Origin of the sequence: Streptomyces sp. Rer75, from assembly GCF_013414305.1 — a bacterium.
GTDB lineage: Bacteria > Actinomycetota > Actinomycetes > Streptomycetales > Streptomycetaceae > Streptomyces > Streptomyces himastatinicus.
On sequence record NZ_CP058693.1, the window covers coordinates 4654849 to 4673287 of the forward strand.

Annotated in this window: 14 protein-coding genes; 8 read left to right on the plus strand and 6 right to left on the minus strand. The window is 71.0% G+C overall.

The genetic code is table 11. The features are described from left to right. Window positions 1–70 precede the first annotated feature (70 nt). Window positions 71–1024: an IS481 family transposase gene (locus tag HYQ63_RS19525; RefSeq protein WP_179935118.1), complete on the plus strand. Its 954-nt coding sequence runs from the start codon at window positions 71–73 to the stop codon at window positions 1022–1024. 16 nt (window positions 1025–1040) lie between these two features. On the opposite strand, the gene HYQ63_RS19530 is transcribed toward HYQ63_RS19525, so the two are convergent. After that, entirely contained in the window at window positions 1041–2282 is a 1242-nt protein-coding gene (locus HYQ63_RS19530; RefSeq protein WP_179935119.1) for a hypothetical protein, read from the minus strand. 114 nt (window positions 2283–2396) lie between these two features. On the opposite strand from HYQ63_RS19530, the gene HYQ63_RS19535 reads away from it, so the two are divergent. Further along, the gene (locus HYQ63_RS19535; RefSeq protein ID WP_257231955.1) at window positions 2397–5348 is read left to right on the plus strand and encodes a helicase C-terminal domain-containing protein; all 2952 of its coding nucleotides are present in this window, start codon (window positions 2397–2399) and stop codon (window positions 5346–5348) included. Here the strand turns inward: HYQ63_RS19535 and HYQ63_RS45655 are convergent. Continuing rightward, the gene (locus HYQ63_RS45655; protein ID WP_179935121.1) at window positions 5345–5794 is read right to left on the minus strand and encodes a VanZ family protein; all 450 of its coding nucleotides are present in this window, start codon (window positions 5792–5794) and stop codon (window positions 5345–5347) included. The genes HYQ63_RS19535 and HYQ63_RS45655 overlap by 4 nt on opposite strands. On the opposite strand from HYQ63_RS45655, the gene HYQ63_RS45660 reads away from it, so the two are divergent. The 3 genes from HYQ63_RS45660 (at window position 5772) to HYQ63_RS19555 (ending at window position 10264) form a co-directional block, all read left to right on the plus strand. Then, window positions 5772–6263 (plus strand): hypothetical protein, encoded by a 492-nt coding sequence (locus tag HYQ63_RS45660; protein WP_179935122.1) that lies wholly within the window; start codon window positions 5772–5774, stop codon window positions 6261–6263. The two genes, HYQ63_RS45655 and HYQ63_RS45660, sit on opposite strands and share 23 nt — an antisense overlap. Before the next feature lie 46 nt (window positions 6264–6309). Next, entirely contained in the window at window positions 6310–7959 is a 1650-nt protein-coding gene (locus tag HYQ63_RS19550; RefSeq protein WP_179935123.1) for a DNA repair helicase XPB, read from the plus strand. 217 nt (window positions 7960–8176) lie between these two features. Beyond that, a complete protein-coding gene (locus HYQ63_RS19555) occupies window positions 8177–10264 on the plus strand; it encodes an ATP-binding domain-containing protein (RefSeq protein WP_179935124.1) in 2088 nt (695 codons plus the stop codon). A gap of 240 nt (window positions 10265–10504) precedes the next feature. On the opposite strand, the gene HYQ63_RS19560 is transcribed toward HYQ63_RS19555, so the two are convergent. After that, entirely contained in the window at window positions 10505–10786 is a 282-nt protein-coding gene (locus HYQ63_RS19560; RefSeq protein WP_257231956.1) for a hypothetical protein, read from the minus strand. 106 nt (window positions 10787–10892) lie between these two features. After that, window positions 10893–11624 carry a copper homeostasis protein CutC gene (locus tag HYQ63_RS19565; RefSeq protein ID WP_179940307.1) on the minus strand — a complete coding sequence of 244 codons (732 nt, stop codon included), beginning with the start codon at window positions 11622–11624 and terminating at the stop codon, window positions 10893–10895. Window positions 11625–11679: 55 nt separating this feature from the next. Here HYQ63_RS19565 and HYQ63_RS19570 point away from each other — a divergent pair, with 55 nt between their 5' ends. Genes HYQ63_RS19570 through HYQ63_RS19580 form a run of 3 tightly spaced genes read left to right on the plus strand, consistent with a single transcriptional unit; the run spans window position 11680 to window position 13383 of the window. After that, window positions 11680–12327, plus strand: a complete 648-nt coding sequence (locus tag HYQ63_RS19570) for a hypothetical protein (protein WP_179935126.1) — start codon at window positions 11680–11682, stop codon at window positions 12325–12327. A gap of 57 nt (window positions 12328–12384) precedes the next feature. Beyond that, window positions 12385–12714, plus strand: coding sequence for a hypothetical protein (locus HYQ63_RS19575; protein WP_179935127.1), 330 nt, complete (start codon window positions 12385–12387; stop codon window positions 12712–12714). 15 nt (window positions 12715–12729) lie between these two features. Further along, window positions 12730–13383: a caspase family protein gene (locus tag HYQ63_RS19580; RefSeq protein WP_179935128.1), complete on the plus strand. Its 654-nt coding sequence runs from the start codon at window positions 12730–12732 to the stop codon at window positions 13381–13383. Between the two features lie 3985 nt (window positions 13384–17368). Here HYQ63_RS19580 and HYQ63_RS19585 read toward each other — a convergent pair. Next, window positions 17369–17593 carry a DUF397 domain-containing protein gene (locus tag HYQ63_RS19585; RefSeq protein ID WP_179935129.1) on the minus strand — a complete coding sequence of 75 codons (225 nt, stop codon included), beginning with the start codon at window positions 17591–17593 and terminating at the stop codon, window positions 17369–17371. Beyond that, window positions 17590–18420, minus strand: a complete 831-nt coding sequence (locus HYQ63_RS19590; RefSeq protein WP_179935130.1) for a helix-turn-helix transcriptional regulator — start codon at window positions 18418–18420, stop codon at window positions 17590–17592. Before HYQ63_RS19590 ends, HYQ63_RS19585 begins: the two co-directional genes overlap by 4 nt. Window positions 18421–18439 lie beyond the last annotated feature (19 nt).

The following is an 18439-nucleotide window of genomic DNA, read 5'->3' on the forward strand; positions in this document are numbered from 1 at the left end:
GAACGAGGCGAGGGCCTTCTGGTTTCGGTGTGGATTGCGACATCTACCACCGGCACACAGGAGGCCCTCGTTGATCCACCGTAACGCCCCGCTGACTCCGACCGGCAGGCTGCGTCTGGCCCGCTGTGTCGTCGAGGACGGCTGGCCGCTGCGCCAGGCCGCCGAACGGTTCCAGGTCAGCCACACCACCGCAGCCCGCTGGGCCGGACGCTACCGCCGTCACGGGGCAGCGGGCCTGCACGACCGCTCCAGCCGCCCCCATCACTCACCCCGCCGGACACCCGCCGGTGTGGAGGAGCGGGTGCTGCGGATGCGCCGTGAACACCGGATCGGCCCGCTGCGGCTGGCCGCCCGTGCCGGCGTCGCCGCCTCCACCGCTCACCGCATCCTCCAACGCCACGGCCTGCCACCGCTGACCGTCTGCGACCGGGCCACCGGCGAACCCCTCCGCCGCTACGAACGCTCCCGCCCCGGCGAACTGGTCCACATCGACGTCAAGAAACTCGGCCGCATCCCCGACGGCGGCGGCCACAAAACCCTGGGCCGGGCAGCCGCCCGCAAGAACAAGAACGGGACCGGCTATGCCTTCCTGCACACCGCGCTGGATGACCACTCCCGCCTGGCCTACACCGAGAACCTGCCCGACGAGAAGGCCCCCACCTGCGCGGCCTTCCTGGCCCCCGCCGCCGCCTGGTTCGCGGTCCAGGACGTGACCGTCGAACGGGTGCTGACCGACAACGCCTGGGCCTACAGCAAGAACACCTGGCGGCAGACCTGCCGTGACCTGGGCATCAGCCCCCGCTGGACCCGCCCCTGGCGACCGCAGACGAACGGGAAGGTCGAACGCTTCCACCGCACCCTGCTCGACGAATGGGCCTACCAGCGGCCCTACACATCAGAAGCCGAACGCCAGGCCGCGTTTCCCGACTGGCTGGACTGGTACAACTTCCACCGACCCCACACCGGAATCAGCGGCCACACCCCAGCCAGCCGCATCACCAACCTCTCCGGACAACACAGCTAGGGGGTGGGCCGGGGGTTCAGCCCCGGCGGCGGGCCCGCCACACCAGGAAGAGCACCGTGGCGACGGCCGCGCCGCGCACGACCACCGGCCAGGTCTCGGTGAGCACGTCCTTCATCCCGTTCTCCGGGATCGGGTCGCCCCACTTGCCGTTGGTCCGGCCCCACAGCCAGACCATCGCCCCGGCCGCCACCAGGCCGGGCATGCCCAGCACCGCCCACTTCGCCTCGGCGCGGGACAGCTTGCCGGTGGCGTACGTGAGCACCCAGCCGAAGGCGAGCACGACGATGTTGCCCATCACCGCGCCCGCGACGAGCAGCACGATCGAGAGCAGCAGCACCGGGCTGAGCCCCGCCGCCCAACCGGCCCGGGCGCCCGCCTTGCCGGTGCCGCCCTCCGCGGCGGCGGACTTTCCGGGCCCGAGCAGGGCGCGGCGCACCAGGCCGCGCCGACGCGTCTTCTTCCCTGCGACCTCCGCCTCGGCAGCCTCGGCGGCCTCGGCCTCGGCCGCCTCCTCCGCCGCCCGCTTCTCGGCCTCCCGCTTCTCCCGCTCTTCCTGCTGCTCCTGCTCGACGGTCTTCCCGTTGCCGAGCAGTTCCGGCAGCTCGATGCCGCCGACGAAGCCCTCGACGAAGCCGAACTGGCCGTCCGGATGCTCGGGCTGGGCGAACGGGCCCGGCTCCACGTGCCACCAGTCGGGGTTGGACTCGCGCGGGCCCAACTCGTCCTGACCCGCCAGATGGGGCCCGGACCGACGGCGGGGGGCCTCGGGCGCTTCGGGCGCCTCGGGGGCCACGGGCATGTGCTTGGCGAGGGAGACGGGGGTGTCATCGCCCCCCGTACCGTTCGGTCCGTTCGGTCCGTTCGGCTCGCGCGGCGAGGGCACCTTGTTGCTGAGTCCGGTGCGTTCGGCGAGCCCGGCCAGCTTGTCGCGGGCCGCGCGCGCCGCGCCCGACGTACGCGTACCTCCGCCGGAGCCGCTCGGCACACTGGGGCCACCGTCCCCGCCCGGGGTGCCGTCCCCGGCGGACGCCCGGCCGCCCGCCGCAGCGACCACCTCGGCGGGCGTGCCCAGCTTGGCCAGAATCCGCTTCACCCCGGCCGCGCTGTCCGTACCGCCCGTCGACCGCCGGTGGTCGATGTCGGCCCGCAGCCCGGAGACCAGCCGCATCCGTTCACCGGACGGCAGACCCTGCTGCTGAGCCAGGTCCCCGACACGGCTCAGATAGTCGTAGACGAGCTTTTCGCTCTCGATCCCCACCAAGACCCCTGAGAATGCGCATGGTCGGCGTGTCAGACGGCACCGACGGTACCGTGCGGAGGCTGGATTGCGCCGCACCCCCGGCGCCCGGCACCCCCGGGTACTGTGGATCGAATGAGCAGCTCGCGTAATCGGGAGGCATGCGTGACCGCAGGGACCGGCCCAGACGCCAGCGGCCGCGCGGCACCCCGCACGCTGGCCGAGGAGCTGCGCACGCGCCCCGACGAGGCGCTCGCCGCCCTGCTGCGCGCCCGCCCCGACCTGCTGTCCCCCGTCCCGGGCGACCTCACCCAGCTCGCCACCCGGGCGGGCACCCGCGCCTCGGTCGTCCGGGCGGTGGAACGGCTCGACCGCTTCGCCCTCCAGACCGCCGAGGCCCTGGCGGTCGCGCCGGACCCGTGCCCGTACGAGACGCTGAGCGCCCTGATGACGGGGGACGCCCCCGCAGCCGACGAGGGCGCCGACGCCGCCAGGGGCGCTGCGGGCGAAGGGGGCGCCGCGGCCCCGGGGGACGCCGCGGGCCCGGGAGACGCTGCCCCCGCCACAAACCGGGACGCCGCCGCCGACCGAGATGCTGCCGCCGCCGCGCTCCGCGACCGGGTCGCCGCCGAGCTGCCGCGCGCCGTCGCCACGCTGCGCGCGCAGGCGCTGGTCTGGGGCGGGGACGACCGGCTGCGGCTCGTCCGTACCGCGCGGGAGCTGCTCGCGCCCTCGCCCACCTCGCCGTCGCCGACCGGTCTCGGGCCCACCGTGCACGAGGCCACCGCGGGGATGTCGCCGGGGCGGCTCCAGGAACTGCTGGCGGCGGCCGGGCTGCCGGCCACCCACGATCCGGTGACGGCCGTCGCCGCGTTGACCGAGCTGTTCGACGACCGCGACCGGATGGCGGCGCTGCTCGCCGGGGCACCCGACGGCGCGGCCGCCGTGCTCGCCAGGCTGACCTGGGGCCCGCCGTACGGGGAGGTGTCCGTCGCTTCCCCCACCCCGGCCGTCGCCTGGCTGCTGGACCGCGGTCTGCTGCTGCCGTCCGGGCCGCGGAACGTCGTCCTCCCCCGCGAGGTCGCCCTGCATCTGCGCCGCGGCCGCGCCCATCGCGCGCCCGAGCCGGTGGCCCCGCCGCTGGCGTCCGCCGCGCAACACGATCCACAGGCTGTGGACAAAGCGGCGGCGGGGCAGGCGTTCACCGCGCTGGCCACCGTCGAGGAGCTGCTGGGCGAATGGGAGAGCGCCGGGCCTCCCGTGCTGCGCGCGGGCGGGCTGAGCGTGCGCGACCTCAAGCGGACCGCCGTCGCACTCGACGTCTCCGAGCCGGTGGCCGCCTTCTGGATCGAGCTGGCGTACGCGGCCGGGCTGCTGGCCTCCGACGGCGAGACCGACGAACGGTACGCACCCACCCCCGCCTATGACGACTGGCTGCGGCTGCCCGCCCAGGAACGCTGGGCCGCGCTCGCCACCGCCTGGCTCGCCGCGACCCGTACGTCGGGCCTGATCGGCGGCCGCGACAGCAAGGGCCGCACGCTGTCCGCCCTCGGCGCCGACCTGGACCGTTCCCCGGCCCCCGAGGTCCGCCGCCGGGTCCTCGAACTCCTCGCCGCCCTCCCGCCCGGCGCCGCCCCCGACCCCGACGCGCTGCTGACCCGCCTGCGGTGGGAGCGCCCGGCCCACCGAGGCCCGCTGGGCGCGGCGGGTGCGGCGGGCCCCGCGGGCGCGGGGGCCAGGGGAGCCGGAGCCGCGGGCTCCGCTGGCGCCAGGGGAGCCGGGGGTGTGGGGGCAGCGGGTACGGCCCCCCAAGGGGCCAGTGGGACGTGGGCCTCCGGCGTTACGGGCGCCGTAGGAACCGGAGCCGGAGGGCTGACCACCGCCTCCGCCACCACCGCCACCACCAGGGACGATCTCCGGTCACGGCTGGCGCGCTGGACCCTCAGCGAGGCCGAAATGCTCGGCGTCACGGGCCGCGCCGCGCTCTCGGCCCACGGCCGCGCGCTCCTGGGCCCGGCCGCCGAGGCGGCCCAGGCAACCGGAACGGCCCAGGCACCGCCCGCCACGACCGAGACCCTCACCACCGCACCCCCCGCCACAACCCCGGCCGAGGCCGCCGCGCTCGCCGCCGAGGCGGCACGGCTCCTCGCCCCGCTCCTCCCCGAACCCCTCGACCACGTACTCCTCCAGGCCGACCTGACCGCCGTCGCCCCCGGCCCGCTGGAGCGGCCGCTCGCCGACGCGCTCGGCATCCTCGCCGAGATCGAGTCCAAGGGCGGCGCGACCGTCTACCGCTTCACCCCCGCCTCCGTACGCCGCGCACTCGACGCCGGACGGGCCGCCGACGACCTGCACACCTTCCTCGCCGCGCACTCCCGCACCCCGGTGCCGCAGCCCCTCACGTACCTGATCGACGACGTCGCCCGTAAGCACGGCCACCTCCGCATCGGCGCGGCCTCCGCCTATCTGCGCTGCGACGACGAGACCCTGCTCGCCGAGATCCTCGCCGACCGCCGCTCCGCGGGCCTGCGCCTGCGGCGTCTCGCCCCCACCGTGCTGGCCGCCCAGGCACCGCCGGACGCGCTGCTGGAGGGGTTGCGCGCCATGGGGTACGCACCGGCCGCCGAATCCGCCGAGGGCGACGTCCTGGTCACCCGCGCCGAGGCCCAGCGCACTCCGCCCCGTACACCGCCCGCCCCGGTCCCGGACGGTCCGCCCGTCCCCGACGCCACCCTGCTGGGCGCGGCGGTACGCGCCATCCGCGCCGGTGACCTCGCCGCGACCGCGCCCCACAAGCCCCCGGCCGCCACCGCCGGATCCGGCACCACCGAGGCCACCACCGGCGCCCCTCTCCCCCGCACCACCTCCGCCGACACCCTCGCCACCGTGCAGGCCGCGGCCCTCACCGGCTCCGCCGTCTGGATCGGCTATGTCAACGCGGACGGCGCCGCCAGCCAGCGCGTCATCGCCCCTGTCCGCGTCGAGGGCGGCTACGTCACCGCGTACGACCACACCGCCGACGAGATCCGCACGTACCCCCTCCACCGCATCACGGGCGTCGCGGAACTGGCCGACGACGTGGGTTAGGCGGAGCTGCGACCTCGCTGCCACCAGTGGCGGCGGCGCGGGTGGAGGGCGTGACCGAGGCGGCGGCCGATCAGGACGTAGCCGAGCAGGGCGCCCGACGTGTTCAGGATGACGTCATCGATGTCGAAAGCCCGGCCCTCGACGATCGCGCCCTGTGCGATCTCGACCAGCACCATCACCAGCGACGTCACCAGCACCACCCGCACCGCACCCCGCGCCTTCGGCACGAGCATCGGCAGCAGCACGCCGAAGGGCGCGCCGAGCAGCACGTTGCCGCCGATCTGCTTCACCGTGTCCCGGATGGCGGGCTGGTCGAGGTAGGCGCGCAGCGAATCGCCCGGGCGCAGATTGGTGTGCACGAGATCGCTGGACCCCGGCGACGGTACGAGCGTGACCTTGGCGAGCGCCGCCGCGAACCCGACCATGCAGACGAACGCCAGCAGCATCACCAGCACCCGCGCGGCACGGGAGCCCAGCGAATCGCGCTGGAGGGGCGGGGACCCGGAGTCGGGGGCGGCCGCCGCCTTGGCCGCCTTCTGCGCCGTACCGGGCTTCTTGGCGGCCGCGCCGGGCGGCTTCTTCTTCGCGCCCGCCGACTTCGCACCCGCCGACTTCGCACCCGCCGGCTTCGCCCGCGCCGACGTCGACGCCCCGGCCGCCTTCCCCTTCGACGCGCTCTTCGCACTCGTCGCGCTCTTCGCCGGCGCGCTCCTCGTACGCTTCGTGCCCTTCCCCGGCGCGCTCCTCGCCGACCCGCTCCTCGTCGGCGTCCTCTTCAACGCCCGCCGGATCTCCCACCCAGCGATGCTGATCACAGGGACCTACCTCCCGCCTCGTTCCGGCCCCCCTAGTGACCCCGCTTGCCCCTCGCCGTACGGAGTATCCCTGTGGCCCTCCGCCATACCCGGCCGATGAGGGACACTGGTTCTTTGGCCCCCGGCGACACGAAAGGACTCGGCGCGTGAACGGACCGCTCATCGTCCAGAGCGACAAGACGCTCCTGCTCGAGGTCGACCACGAGCAGGCAGAAGCGTGCCGCCGCGCCATCGCGCCCTTCGCCGAGCTGGAGCGCGCCCCGGAGCACATCCACACCTACCGGGTGACCCCGCTCGGCCTGTGGAACGCGCGCGCCGCCGGACATGACGCCGAGCAGGTCGTGGACGCGCTCGTGGAGTTCTCCCGCTACCCCGTACCCCACGCCCTGCTCGTCGACGTCGCCGAGACGATGGCCCGCTACGGGCGGCTGCGCCTCCTCAAGCACCCCACGCACGGGCTGGTCCTGGAGACCAGCGACCGTCCCGTGCTGGAGGAGATCCTGCGGTCGAAGCGGATCCAGCCGCTGGTCGGCGCCCGCATCGACCCGGACACCGTGGTCGTCCACCCCTCCGAGCGCGGCCAGATCAAGCAGACGCTGCTCAAGCTGGGCTGGCCCGCCGAGGACCTGGCCGGCTACGTGGACGGCGAGGCGCACGCCATCGACCTGCACGAGGACGGCTGGGCGCTGCGCCCGTACCAGAAGCATGCCGTCGAGGGGTTCTGGCACGGCGGCTCGGGCGTCGTCGTCCTGCCCTGCGGCGCCGGGAAGACGCTGGTCGGGGCGGGTGCGATGGCCACCGCCAAGTCGACCACGCTGATCCTGGTCACCAACACCGTCTCGGCCCGCCAGTGGAAGCACGAGCTGGTGCGCCGCACCTCCCTCACCGAGGAGGAGATCGGCGAGTACAGCGGTACGCGCAAGGAGATCCGCCCGATCACCATCGCCACGTACCAGGTGCTCACCACCAAGCGGAAGGGCATCTACCCGCACCTGGAGCTGTTCGACTCCCGCGACTGGGGCCTGATCATCTACGACGAGGTGCATCTGCTGCCCGCGCCGGTCTTCAAGTTCACGGCGGACCTCCAGGCGCGCCGCCGCCTCGGCCTGACCGCCACGCTCGTACGGGAGGACGGCCGCGAGTCCGACGTCTTCTCGCTCATCGGCCCCAAGCGCTTCGACGCGCCCTGGAAGGAGATCGAGGCGCAGGGCTACATCGCGCCCGCCGACTGCGTCGAGGTCCGCGTCAACCTCACCGAGACCGAGCGGCTGGCGTACGCGACCGCCGAGACCGAGGAGAAGTACCGCTACTGCGCCACCACCGCCTCCAAGCAGCGGATCACCGAGGCGCTGGTGGCCAAGCACAAGGGGCAGCAGACGCTGGTCATCGGCCAGTACATCGACCAGTTGGACGAGCTGGGCGAGCATCTGGACGCGCCCGTCATCAAGGGCGAGACGACCAACGCGCAGCGCGAGAAGCTGTTCGACGCCTTCCGGGAGGGCGAGCTGTCCGTCCTCGTCGTCTCGAAGGTCGCCAACTTCTCCATCGACCTCCCCGAGGCCACCGTCGCCATCCAGGTCTCCGGCACCTTCGGCTCCCGCCAGGAGGAGGCCCAGCGGCTCGGCCGGGTGCTGCGGCCGAAGGCCGACGGCCACCCGGCGGTCTTCTACTCGGTCGTCGCGCGCGACACCATCGACCAGGACTTCGCGGCGCACCGCCAGCGGTTCCTGGCCGAGCAGGGGTACGCGTACCGGATCGTGGACGCGAGCGCGCTGCTCGCGGACGAGGACGTCTGACGCCGACCTGGTTCCGTTAGGGCCCGCGAGGGCTCCAACTCCGCCTGAACACGGTGTAAACCGAAGCCGACGTAAATCATTCGCGGCCCGTCCACGCCGTGGCTACAATCCCCCGTCTTGCCGCCTCCCGCTCGGGAGAGCCGTCGGCCGGACGGAAACCGGCTGGCATCTCGTACGTACCGCAACGCTGCTTCGTGTACCCGCCGGAGGCTACGCCGTGCCCTCGCACGCCCCTGACCAGCCAGAACCACTCCTGTCCGACCCGCTCGCGCGGGAACGTTCCCACCTCGCCGCCTCCCGCGCCGCCCTGCGCGCCATGCGCGCCGACGTGGAGGCCCTCGACCTCCGGGACGTCGCCGCCAACTGGGTCAACGCCGAAGCCCTGCACCACCAGGTCAGCGAGCGCATCAAGGCCCTCGCCGACCTCTCCCACACCCCGCTCTTCTTCGGCCGCCTCGACTATCTGCACGCGCCGGGCGCGGAAGCGGCGGAGGGGGCCGAGGGCGAATCGTTCTACATCGGCCGCCGTCATGTGCACGACGGCGACGGCGACCCCATGGTCATCGACTGGCGCGCCCCCGTCTCGCAGCCCTTCTACCAGGCGTCCAAGAAGGCGCCCATGGACGTCGGGCTGCGCCGCCGCTTCGGCTACACGGGCGGCGAGCTGACCGCCTACGAGGACGAAAAGCTCTCCGACCCCACCGAGGCCGAACAGACCAGCAAGCTGCTCCAGTCCGAGATCGAGCGGCCGCGCGTCGGCCCCATGCGGGACATCGTCGCGACGATCCAGCCCGAACAGGACGAGATCGTCCGCGCCGGAATCGGCGGCACCGTCTGCGTCCAGGGCGCGCCGGGCACCGGGAAGACGGCCGTCGGCCTGCACCGGGTCGCGTACCTCCTCTACGCCCACCGCGAGCGGCTGGCCCGTTCCGGCACCCTCGTCATCGGCCCGAACCGCTCCTTCCTCCACTACATCGAGCAAGTCCTGCCCGCGCTGGGCGAGTTGCAGGTCGCCCAGGCCACCGTCGAGGACCTGGTGGCGCGCCCCGCCACGGGCGTCGAGGTGCGCGGCGCCGACTCCGCCGACGTGGCCCGCATCAAGGGCGACGCCCGTATGGCAGAGGTGCTGCGCCGGGCCCTGCGCTCGCACGTCACCCCGCCCACCGAAGCGTGCGTCGTGGTCCGCGGCTCGCGCCGCTGGAGGGTACCTGCGTACGAGATCGAGGAAACCGTGCAGGAACTGCTGGCCCGCGACATCCGCTACGGCGCGGCCCGCGACGCCCTCCCGCAGCGCATCGCGCACGCCGTACTCGTCCGCATGGAGCAGGCCGGCGAGGCCCCCGACGACCGCGTCCAGGACGCGGTGGCCCGCAACCCCGCCGTGAAGGCGGCCGTCAAGGCCATCTGGCCGCCCGTCGACCCCGCCAAACTCGTGCTGCGGCTGCTCTCCGACGCCGACTTCCTGGCCGCCCACGCGGACGGCATCCTCACCGCCGACGAACAGAAGACCCTCCTGTGGGCCAAGCCGCCGCGCAGCGTGAAGTCCGCGAAGTGGTCCCCGCCGGACGTGGTGCTCGTCGACGAGGCCGCCGACCTCATCGAACGCACCCATTCCCTCGGCCATGTGGTCCTCGACGAGGCGCAGGACCTGTCCCCCATGCAGTACCGCGCCGTCGGCCGCCGCTGCACCACCGGCTCCGCCACCATCCTCGGCGACCTGGCCCAGGGCACCACCCCCTGGGCCACGGACAGTTGGGAGGAGGCCCTCACCCACCTGGGCAAACCCGGCTCCACCGTCGAGGAACTGACCCAGGGCTTCCGGGTGCCGCGCGAGGTGATCGCGTACGCGTCGCGGCTGCTGCCCGCCATCGCGCCCGGCCTGTCGGAGGCCACCTCGATCCGCGAGGCGGCGGGCGACTTCGCCGTACGGGCCGTGGCGGCGGCCGACCTGGACGCGGCGGTCATCACCGCCTGCCGCGAGGCCCTGACGCACGAGGGCTCCATCGGCCTCATCGCGGCCGACGCCCGCATCCCCGCGCTGGCCTCAGCCCTCGACGCGGCGGGCCTGACCCACCTCTCCCCCGGCGAGGAGACCAGCCCCGAGGCCCGGCTGACCCTGGTGCCCGCGACGCTGGCGAAGGGCCTGGAGTACGACTACGTGGTGCTGGACGAACCGGCCGCCGTGGTCGACGGCGAACCCGACGAACGCACGGGCCTGCGCCGCCTCTACGTGGCCCTGACCCGAGCCGTCTCGGGCCTGACGGTGGTGCACGCGGCCCCGCTGCCGGAGCGGCTGGCGTCGTAGACCTGCCGGTGGGTGGGGGGTGCGGCTCCGGTGGGTGGGGGGTGCGGGGGCCGGGGCCTCCGGGGCAGGGCCCTGGACCGTATATTTACGGCGCCGCAGCCCGGAAGCGTGAAGTGACCGTTTGACGAGCGGCGCCACACATACACGTCAGCGTCCAGGACCCCACCCCTCCGACCCCGACCCCCTCCCGCATCGTCGCCGACCATCGGTCCGCGTCACGCCCCGACCCGGCGGCCGGACTCAGGAATGCGTCGGCGACGTCTTCGGCAGCGCTTCGTAACCAGCGAGGCAGAGCCTGAGGCCGCACTCGTCTTCGGCTTCAACGAACACCTGCTGCCCCCAGTAGGTGGTGAGGCGTTGCGCGACATCGACCAGCCGACGACGGTCTTCCGGCGTATACGCCGGGAAACGTGCCCATCCCTGGTCGGCGATCTTGTTGCCGAGTTCACTGAACAACAGAGCCCGGAACCGCTGCTCCTCCTCGTCGGTCAGCGGCGTGACGATGCCCTCCGCGGGTCGCAACCGGACGTTGTAAAGGTCTCGTATCACTACGCGGCTCCCCATCTGCTCAAGGCCCGTCCGCGAGAGCTTACCGACCCGCGTTTGACGACCCCCGCTGAACGCCGCCTCAGCCCACCGGCACCGGCGCGTCGAGCGCGAGGCGCCACTGCCCGACGGCGGCCGCGTCCACCGAGCCGTGCCATCCGCCGGGCCGGGCCGCGCTGCCGATGTGGAAGGCGGTGACGCCCGCGGCGCGCAGCTCGGACAGGTGGTCGAGGCGGAGACCTCCGCCGACCATGATCCGCGCCTCGTACCCCGGCGCCCCGGCACGGGCGGCCTCGGCCCGGAGGGTCGGCAGGCCGTGGTCGACGCCATGGGCCGAACCGGCGGTGAGGTAGGTGTCCAGGCCGGGAAGCCCGGCCAGCTGCCGACGGAGCACGTCGCGGTCGGCGGCGCGATCGATGGCCCGGTGGAAGGTCCACCGGCTCTCGTCCACCCCCGGCCCGGCGCCGATGACCTCGATCAGCGCGGCGATCGCAGCCAGATCGGCCAGACCATCGGAGGCGAGGAATCCGAGCACGAACTCATCCGCACCCTCCGCGTGCAGCGCCGCGGCCTTACGGCACAGCGCGTCGACGGCCGCGGCGCCCCCCGCCGCGAACCCGTCGGACGCACGGAGCATCACCCGCACCGGCAGATCCACCGCCGAACGGACGGCGGCGAAGGTCTCCCGCGAGGGCGTCAGCCCATCGGCTGCCATATCGGTGACCAGCTCAAGACGGTCCGCCCCTCCGGCCTCAGCCGCGATCGCGTCCTCCGGGTGGAGGGCGATAACCTCGAGAATTGGTCTAGACATGATGCATAGCTTGCCACACCCCGCTTCCCCCGCAACCCGCACCCCAGAGAATGGGCCCATGTCCGACCACCCCGCGCTCCTCACCCGCTGGGCGCTCCTCCTCAACAGCGCCCGCGGCACCACCACCCCCGACCCGGCCCCCTACGGCCGCGAGCTCCTCTCCCGCTGGGCCGAACCCCAGCGCCGCTACCACACCACCGACCACCTGATCGCGGTGCTGGACCGGGTCGACGAGCTGCTGGAGCACACCGAGGCCCCCGACCCCGACGCGGTCCGCCTCGCCGCCTGGTTCCACGACGCCGTCTACCTCCCCGACCGCTCGACCAACGAGGAACGCAGCGCCCGCCTCGCCGAACGCGCCCTCCCGGAGGCAGGCGTCCCGGAGGCCCGCGTCGCCGAAACCGCCCGCCTCGTCCGCCTCACCACCGACCACGACCCGGCCGAGGGCGACACCAACGGCGAAGTCCTCTGCGACGCCGACCTGGCGGTGCTGGCGGGTTCGCCCGAGGACTACAGCGCATACGCGGCGGCGGTCCGCGAGGAGTACGCCTTCGTCCCCGACGACACCTTCCGCGAAGGCCGCGCGAACGTCCTCCGCCACCTCCTGGGCCTGCCCTGCCTGTTCCGCACCCCGATCGGCCACGAGCGCTGGGAGCCGGCGGCCCGCCACAACATGACCACGGAGCTGGAGCTGCTGGGCACGTAACATGTACCGTTCGCGGCTCTAGAGTTGACGCACCATCCGCGCACGCCAGGGGGCAGCATGGACGACAACGCAGTACACCTCGATGACCAGACACTCCCCTTCTGGGTCGAGGTGACCGAGGACGGCGACGACGACTCGATGGGCATCCTCGGCGGCGGGGACCCCGAACTGCGCATGGTCCCCCTCGGCCCGCTCCGCAAGAACCTCGCTGAGACGGTCGACGCCCTACAGCAGGTCTTCGCCGACGTGGCGGCGCGCGGTGGCACCCTCCCGCTCGCGGAGGCCCAGCTGTCCTTCCAGGTCACTGCGAGCGGCGGCGTCCAGCTCATCGGGACAGGCCAGGTACAGGGCACCCGAGGGCTCACCCTCACCTTCAAGCGCCCGTAGATCGCGGCGCGCACCATGACCACGCGGTACAAGGCGCTGCTCATCGGCGCAAGCGACTACGACGAGCCGGCCATCAGCTCGCTGCCGTTCGTACGGGACGACCTCCAGCGGCTGGCCACGGCGCTGACCGACCGAGGCTTCCACTCAGCGGAGATCGCCGAGCACCGGCGCGGCATCACGCTCAACTTCGTCAAGGACCAGGTCAGCCGCTTCCTACGAGAGGCCAAGCGGCACGACACGCTGTTCATCCTCCTCAGCGGCCACGGTCAGCACTTCCAGGGCACCGACTACCTCATTCCCGAAGACGCCAGCTTCCAGGTCCACCCCTTCGCAGACAGCTGCGTCCCCCTCGACTGGAGCAAGCAGCTCAACGAGTGCGCGGCGGCACAGGTCGTCTTCCTCATCGACGCCTGCCGTGAGGGCATCGAGCAGGACTCGATGGGCCCGGCCGGTGTCGAGGGCTGGAGAAGGGCAAACAGGTCGCGGCCCTGGACCGCAGGGTCGCCCGTGTGTATGCATGCTCCCCGGGCCAGTTCGCCCTGTTCGTCAACGACAAGGAGAACGTCAAAGAAGGCGCGGACGTCGGGACGACACCCAATGAGTCATTCAGCCTGTTCTCCCGCGCCCTGTGCGATGTGGTCGGCAGCCGAACGCACGCCTTGCACCTGAGCGAGTTCGAAGAGGCCGTCCAGGAGCGGATTACCCAGCTCCACTCCGCCTACCGCAAGTCCAAAGCGCTCCAGCGCATCCGGGTCGCCACCGATGTTGACAAGCGCGACTTCGCCGTCCTGCCGGGCCCGACCCGCGAGACGGGGGAGCACCCGTGGGTACGAGCTGTCATCGGCCATCCAGCCTGGGAACGGTGCGTTTCCGGTGACGCGCTCAAGGACGTGTGTGTTGCCCTGGCGAGTCGACTGGCGGAGTCGTACGAGAGAGCCGCAACGTCCCTGCGGAACGACCCATGGCACGACGCCGAACTGGCCAGACGTACCCACGACCGGATGGGGTTCCTGACCAGCAAACTACCCAGGGACGCCTCGCTGTCTCCCACCGAGGCCGCGCTCCTCGCCCTGCTGCCCTTTGTCAGCCAGGCGTTCTGGACCCAGGAGTCCGCACGCCGCGTCGGCATACTCACCGCTGATGAGACCGACCGGACCCCCGAATGCGATGCCTTCCGGTCCTTCATTCCGGGCTACCCCCGTCTTGACCGCCGGCTGAGACGCCTCCGGCAGACCGGCGCCACGGATGACTCGGCGCATCACATCCGATGGTGGCTGTTCCACCGCTGGGTGCTGCAACAGCCCGATGTCTACGCGCCCCAGTCCCTCAAGGAACTCCTCGGCCCCGCCCTCTCCGGCCCCGACCATCCCGCCTGGTTCCGGGAAGCACTGTCCAGCGAGCGTCTGATGCGCTTCATCAAGGATCAGCGCACTGCCCCGTTCACGCCACCGCGTCCTGGAACGCTCGCCGACCACGAGCCCATCGCCGCCAGCACTCGTGACGAGCACGAGGTCCGCGAATCCCTCGTTTCTTGTCTCGCGAAGAGCGCCCACGCGCTGGCCATTGGCCCAGTGGATCTGTCCGAGGTCATCACGGACCACCTCGGCATCTCCGACAGCGTCGTCCTTCCCGAACTCCTCACCACTCTCCGCTCATCCCAGTGGCTCGAATCCGGTTCCGGGCGCGCGCTCAAGGCTGTCTGCCAACACCCGGCCGTGGAGATCGCCCTCCAGGAGCACGCTCAGCGCGTCGACTCCCTGCTCCGCGACATCAACCAGTCCTCGACCAAGGCAGGCCACGCCCTTGCTCCGCTGAGCGCCCTGCCCCCGTATGCCAACGCGGGCCGGGTACGCCCCAGCGGAAACGCCCCCGCCAACCTGTCCTCCGGGATCCGCTTCCACCTCGCCGAGGACCGGGTCCAGGAGTTGCTGATGGGTGAGCAGTTGTACGGCGACCGCGGCTTGGCCGTCCGCGAGCTCTACCAGAACGCCCTTGATGCCTGTCGCTACCGCGACGCCCGGACAACGTACCTCCGCCGGATCGGTCAGCGGGTGGAGTACTGGGACGGCTTGATCGAGTTCGTCCAGGGCACCGACGACGCGGGCCGCGCATACCTGGAATGCAGAGACAACGGCATCGGCATGGGCGTCAACGAACTCAGCCACACCTTCGCCCAAGGCGGCGCCCGCTTCGTCGACCTGCCGGAGTACGTGGAGGAGGCCGCTGATTGGGCTGAGCTCGACCCGCCCGTCGAACTACACCCCAACAGTCGCTTCGGCATCGGCGTGCTCAGCTACTTCATGCTGGCGGACGAGATCACGGTCCATACGTGCCGACTCGACCGCGATGGCCGCCCTGGAAGGCTCTTGAAGGTCACTATCGCGGGTCCGGGCAACCTGTTCCGCATCGAAGACGAGGGGCCGTGCGACTGGTCGGGTACGCGAGTACGCCTGCACCTGACGGTGTCGGGGTCGCGGCAGTCGGCGGTGGAGCAGCTGGCCAGCGTACTGTGGGTGGCGCCATACCGGACGCGAGCGGTGCACGGCTCGCGCGCGCAGGAGTGGGAACCGGGGGTACTGCGAGCAGACCTCGCTGCTGACACACTCCGCCATGACCGCCCGTCAGTGGGCCCCACTTACTCGTCCTCCGAGTCGGATCTATGGTGGACACAGGGCGATGGCGTCGTCCTCGCCGATGGAATCCTGGTTGAAGGCCACAACCCTCGTGCTCCCGAAGGCGTAATTGCCAATCTGTATGGCCGCTACCACCCCACGCTTTCTGTGGACCGGCGACGGATGCCCATGTACAACGAGCAGCGGGTCCAGGCCATGATGTGGGACGCCCTCCCCAGCCTGTTCGACGACGCCCCATCTGTGGTGACGCCCGACTGGCTGACCCGCGCGATCACCCACTCACCAACCTTCGCAGATGGGGTGGCCGAGCAGGCAGGACGTGCCGGACTCACCTGGAACATGGACGGTCGGAATCTACCGGCAGCGGTCACCGGCTTCTTCCCTCCTGACGCCATGCTGCTCCCTCTGGTGACAGGCGACTACTCAGATTCCGAATATCACTGGAGATGGCCTTTCCTCGTGCGTCTTTTCCCAGCCCCCGTCCTGCGATGGAGGCTGCTGGTTCTGTACGCAACGGGAATGACCGACGGCCTCGGCAGGGCCGCTCCGGAAGACCATTCACTCCCAGTGGCACGCCCATCAGATATGGTTCTTTTGAGTGCTGATTCGCGTGACACCGCTCGCAATTGGGAAGCCCACGCCGCAGAACCCTCGTCGGAGGAGAGATTTGAGGACGAAGACCTCACCCCTCTCCAGCAGATCGGGTGGGAAGCGCTCAGGGAGCGCTTCCACTGGCGCCCGTTTTCCAGCGACGTCACAGCGGCCGATGTCTTCCTATGCGTCGCGCGGACCTCGTGCTCCGCTGCGCATGTCGTCGACCGTCTCAGTCAGCTTGGCTACCGGACACCAGAGTTGGCTGGGGCAGCGAGCGTTGTAGTCACCGACGTCGACCTGCTCCGCTCGCTGGGCCCCCACCGTGGCTGGCTAACTCCCGGCTCCGCACTCTCCGTACCCCAGATCTCCTACAGTGCGGCTCGTGCTGGGCGCGCCCCAGCCGATGCCGCCACGCGCCTGAGCCAACTCGGTTTTCAGGTACCGGACCACCCGTACCGGACTGCACCCTGGCCAACAGACGACGCGTACGTGTTGGCGAATTTGGAGTTCAGGGCAGAAACCCCGGCATCGGCTGACCAAACGCACCAAATCTCGACAGCTCAAGTCGTCTGTATTGCCTTCTTCGCCAACCGGTCAACCAGTGCTGTGGTTCAACTGCTGACAGAGGCTGGCTTCTCACCCTCGGCTGAAGCAGCGTGGGTCAACATCACCCAGGACGATGACAGCGTCCTCCTCTCTGATGGCTTGCCCACCGAAAGGCCCGTCCCACGCGGGCAGCTGGCCGGACTCGCCCTACGCCTCGACCGTCCGGTGACCGATGTCGCGCGGCGCCTGACCACGCTGGGGTTTCAGGTACCCGACCCGCTGCCCGACGCGAACCTTGTGACCGCCAAGGATGCCAAGCTCTTCGCGGATCCCTATCTGCCACCCACATCAAGTTGGCCCGCAGAAGATGAGCCACTAGATCTCTTCACCCTGGTTGAACTGCAGCACCGCGTCCGTGGCACTGTCGCGCTCTCGGCCCTGGCGGCCCGACTTGCAGCCATCGGATACGACGTCGTTCCGGACGACGCTCTGCTGAAGACACTTGACCACATGGGCTACGCCCCTACGCGCGACGTCACCGTGGCCCCAGACCAGCTGTACGCGACCGCACGAGTTCTCGACAGCACCATGGACGATGTCGCCGACGGCTTGGCCAGGCTAGGCATCACGGTCGAACCCGTCCCCGAAGGGTTCAGTACAGACATTGCCGCCCAGGAACTCCTCGCCGATGTCCTCGATCCGGAAACCGCCACCACCGTCGGGTCCGTAATCCATGACAGCAGCATCGGACCCATCTCACTCCTCGGCCTCGCCTCCGCCGCCATGCTCCACCGGACCACCTTCCGCAAGGCCGCTCTACTCGCCACGCAACTCGGCATGAAGCACGAGGCAGAGGATTGGTTCGGGTAGCAGCGCCGGGGTCAGACCGCGGGGAAGTCTCTACGTATGAGGGCCGATACGAACATCGACCACCCGTCCGCCGAGAAGCTCAGCGCCGGGCCGTGCGGGTTCTTGGAGTCGCGGACCGGGACAGCGCCGTGGGTCTGGGCGAAGGTGCGGGAGAACTCCACGCATTGACCGCCGTTGGCGTCGCTGTACGAGGACCTGGTCCACTCGGCAGCGGTCAGATCCAAGTCGGCACTCATGCGCGGTACTCCTTCACCAGAGTCTTGATCAGGGCCGTTGATCGATCCGGGGACAGCGCATGCGCCCTGAGCAGATCATAGTCATCCAGGGCTGCGGTGACCGTCTGAGGAGAGTCGTGCATCCTCCCTCCTACCCGGGTCTCGGTGTACAGCACCGTGGGCGAGTCCGGGAAGCGCAGCAACGTGAAGGGCTTCGTGGAAGCGGCTGGAGCGCCTGCCGAGAACGGCAGGACTTGAAGCGTGATGTGGGGTGACGCGGCAGCCGTCAGCAGGTACTCAAGTTGCCCGCTCATGACGTCGGCACCGCCTACCACAGTTCGCAGGCACGCCTCGTTCAAAATGACCCACAGAAACGGCGGAGCTTCCTGCTCGAACACCCCACGCCGGCTCAGTCGCGTGGCGACTTTGCCGTCGATCACCTCGGCCTCTTCCTGCGAGAAGTACGCGCGGAAGATGGCCCCCGCGTAGTCCTTCGTCTGAAGGATGCCGATCACGAGGTTCGCCGAGTAGTCCAGCACCCGTGACGCCTTGCGCTCCAGGTTGAGATACGGGGTGAACCACGAGGGGTGGTCACCCTCGTCGATCCTCCGGAGCATGTCCGCGAACAGGTGGCCCGTCCCGAACGCGGTGTCGCAGCCTTTCGCGAACTTGTCGCTGGGCCTGGGCAGGAGCTTCCCGGCCTCCACCCTGCTGACGTACGCCTCCGAGTACCCGGCAGCCTGGCCCAGGCGCTTCTGCGTGAGCTTGCGGGCGAGACGGACCTGCTTGACGTCCCGCCCGAAGCGCTGGAGCGGATTCAAGTTCACGGATGGGGTCGTCTCGTCCAATGCTGTGACCTCTCGCTAA

Bases quoted from the DNA above. Each gene is read 5' to 3' on its own strand.
- HYQ63_RS19535 (WP_257231955.1), top strand. From the start codon at position 2,397: ATGAGCAGCTCGCGTAATCGGGAGGCATGCGTGACCGCAGGGACCGGC.
- HYQ63_RS45660 (WP_179935122.1), top strand. From the start codon at position 5,772: ATGCAGACGAACGCCAGCAGCATCACCAGCACCCGCGCGGCACGGGAG.
- HYQ63_RS45655 (WP_179935121.1), bottom strand. From the start codon at position 5,794: ATGCTGCTGGCGTTCGTCTGCATGGTCGGGTTCGCGGCGGCGCTCGCC.
- HYQ63_RS19570 (WP_179935126.1), top strand. From the start codon at position 11,680: ATGTCCGACCACCCCGCGCTCCTCACCCGCTGGGCGCTCCTCCTCAAC.
- HYQ63_RS19575 (WP_179935127.1), top strand. From the start codon at position 12,385: ATGGACGACAACGCAGTACACCTCGATGACCAGACACTCCCCTTCTGG.
- HYQ63_RS19580 (WP_179935128.1), top strand. From the start codon at position 12,730: ATGACCACGCGGTACAAGGCGCTGCTCATCGGCGCAAGCGACTACGAC.
- HYQ63_RS19585 (WP_179935129.1), bottom strand. From the start codon at position 17,593: ATGAGTGCCGACTTGGATCTGACCGCTGCCGAGTGGACCAGGTCCTCG.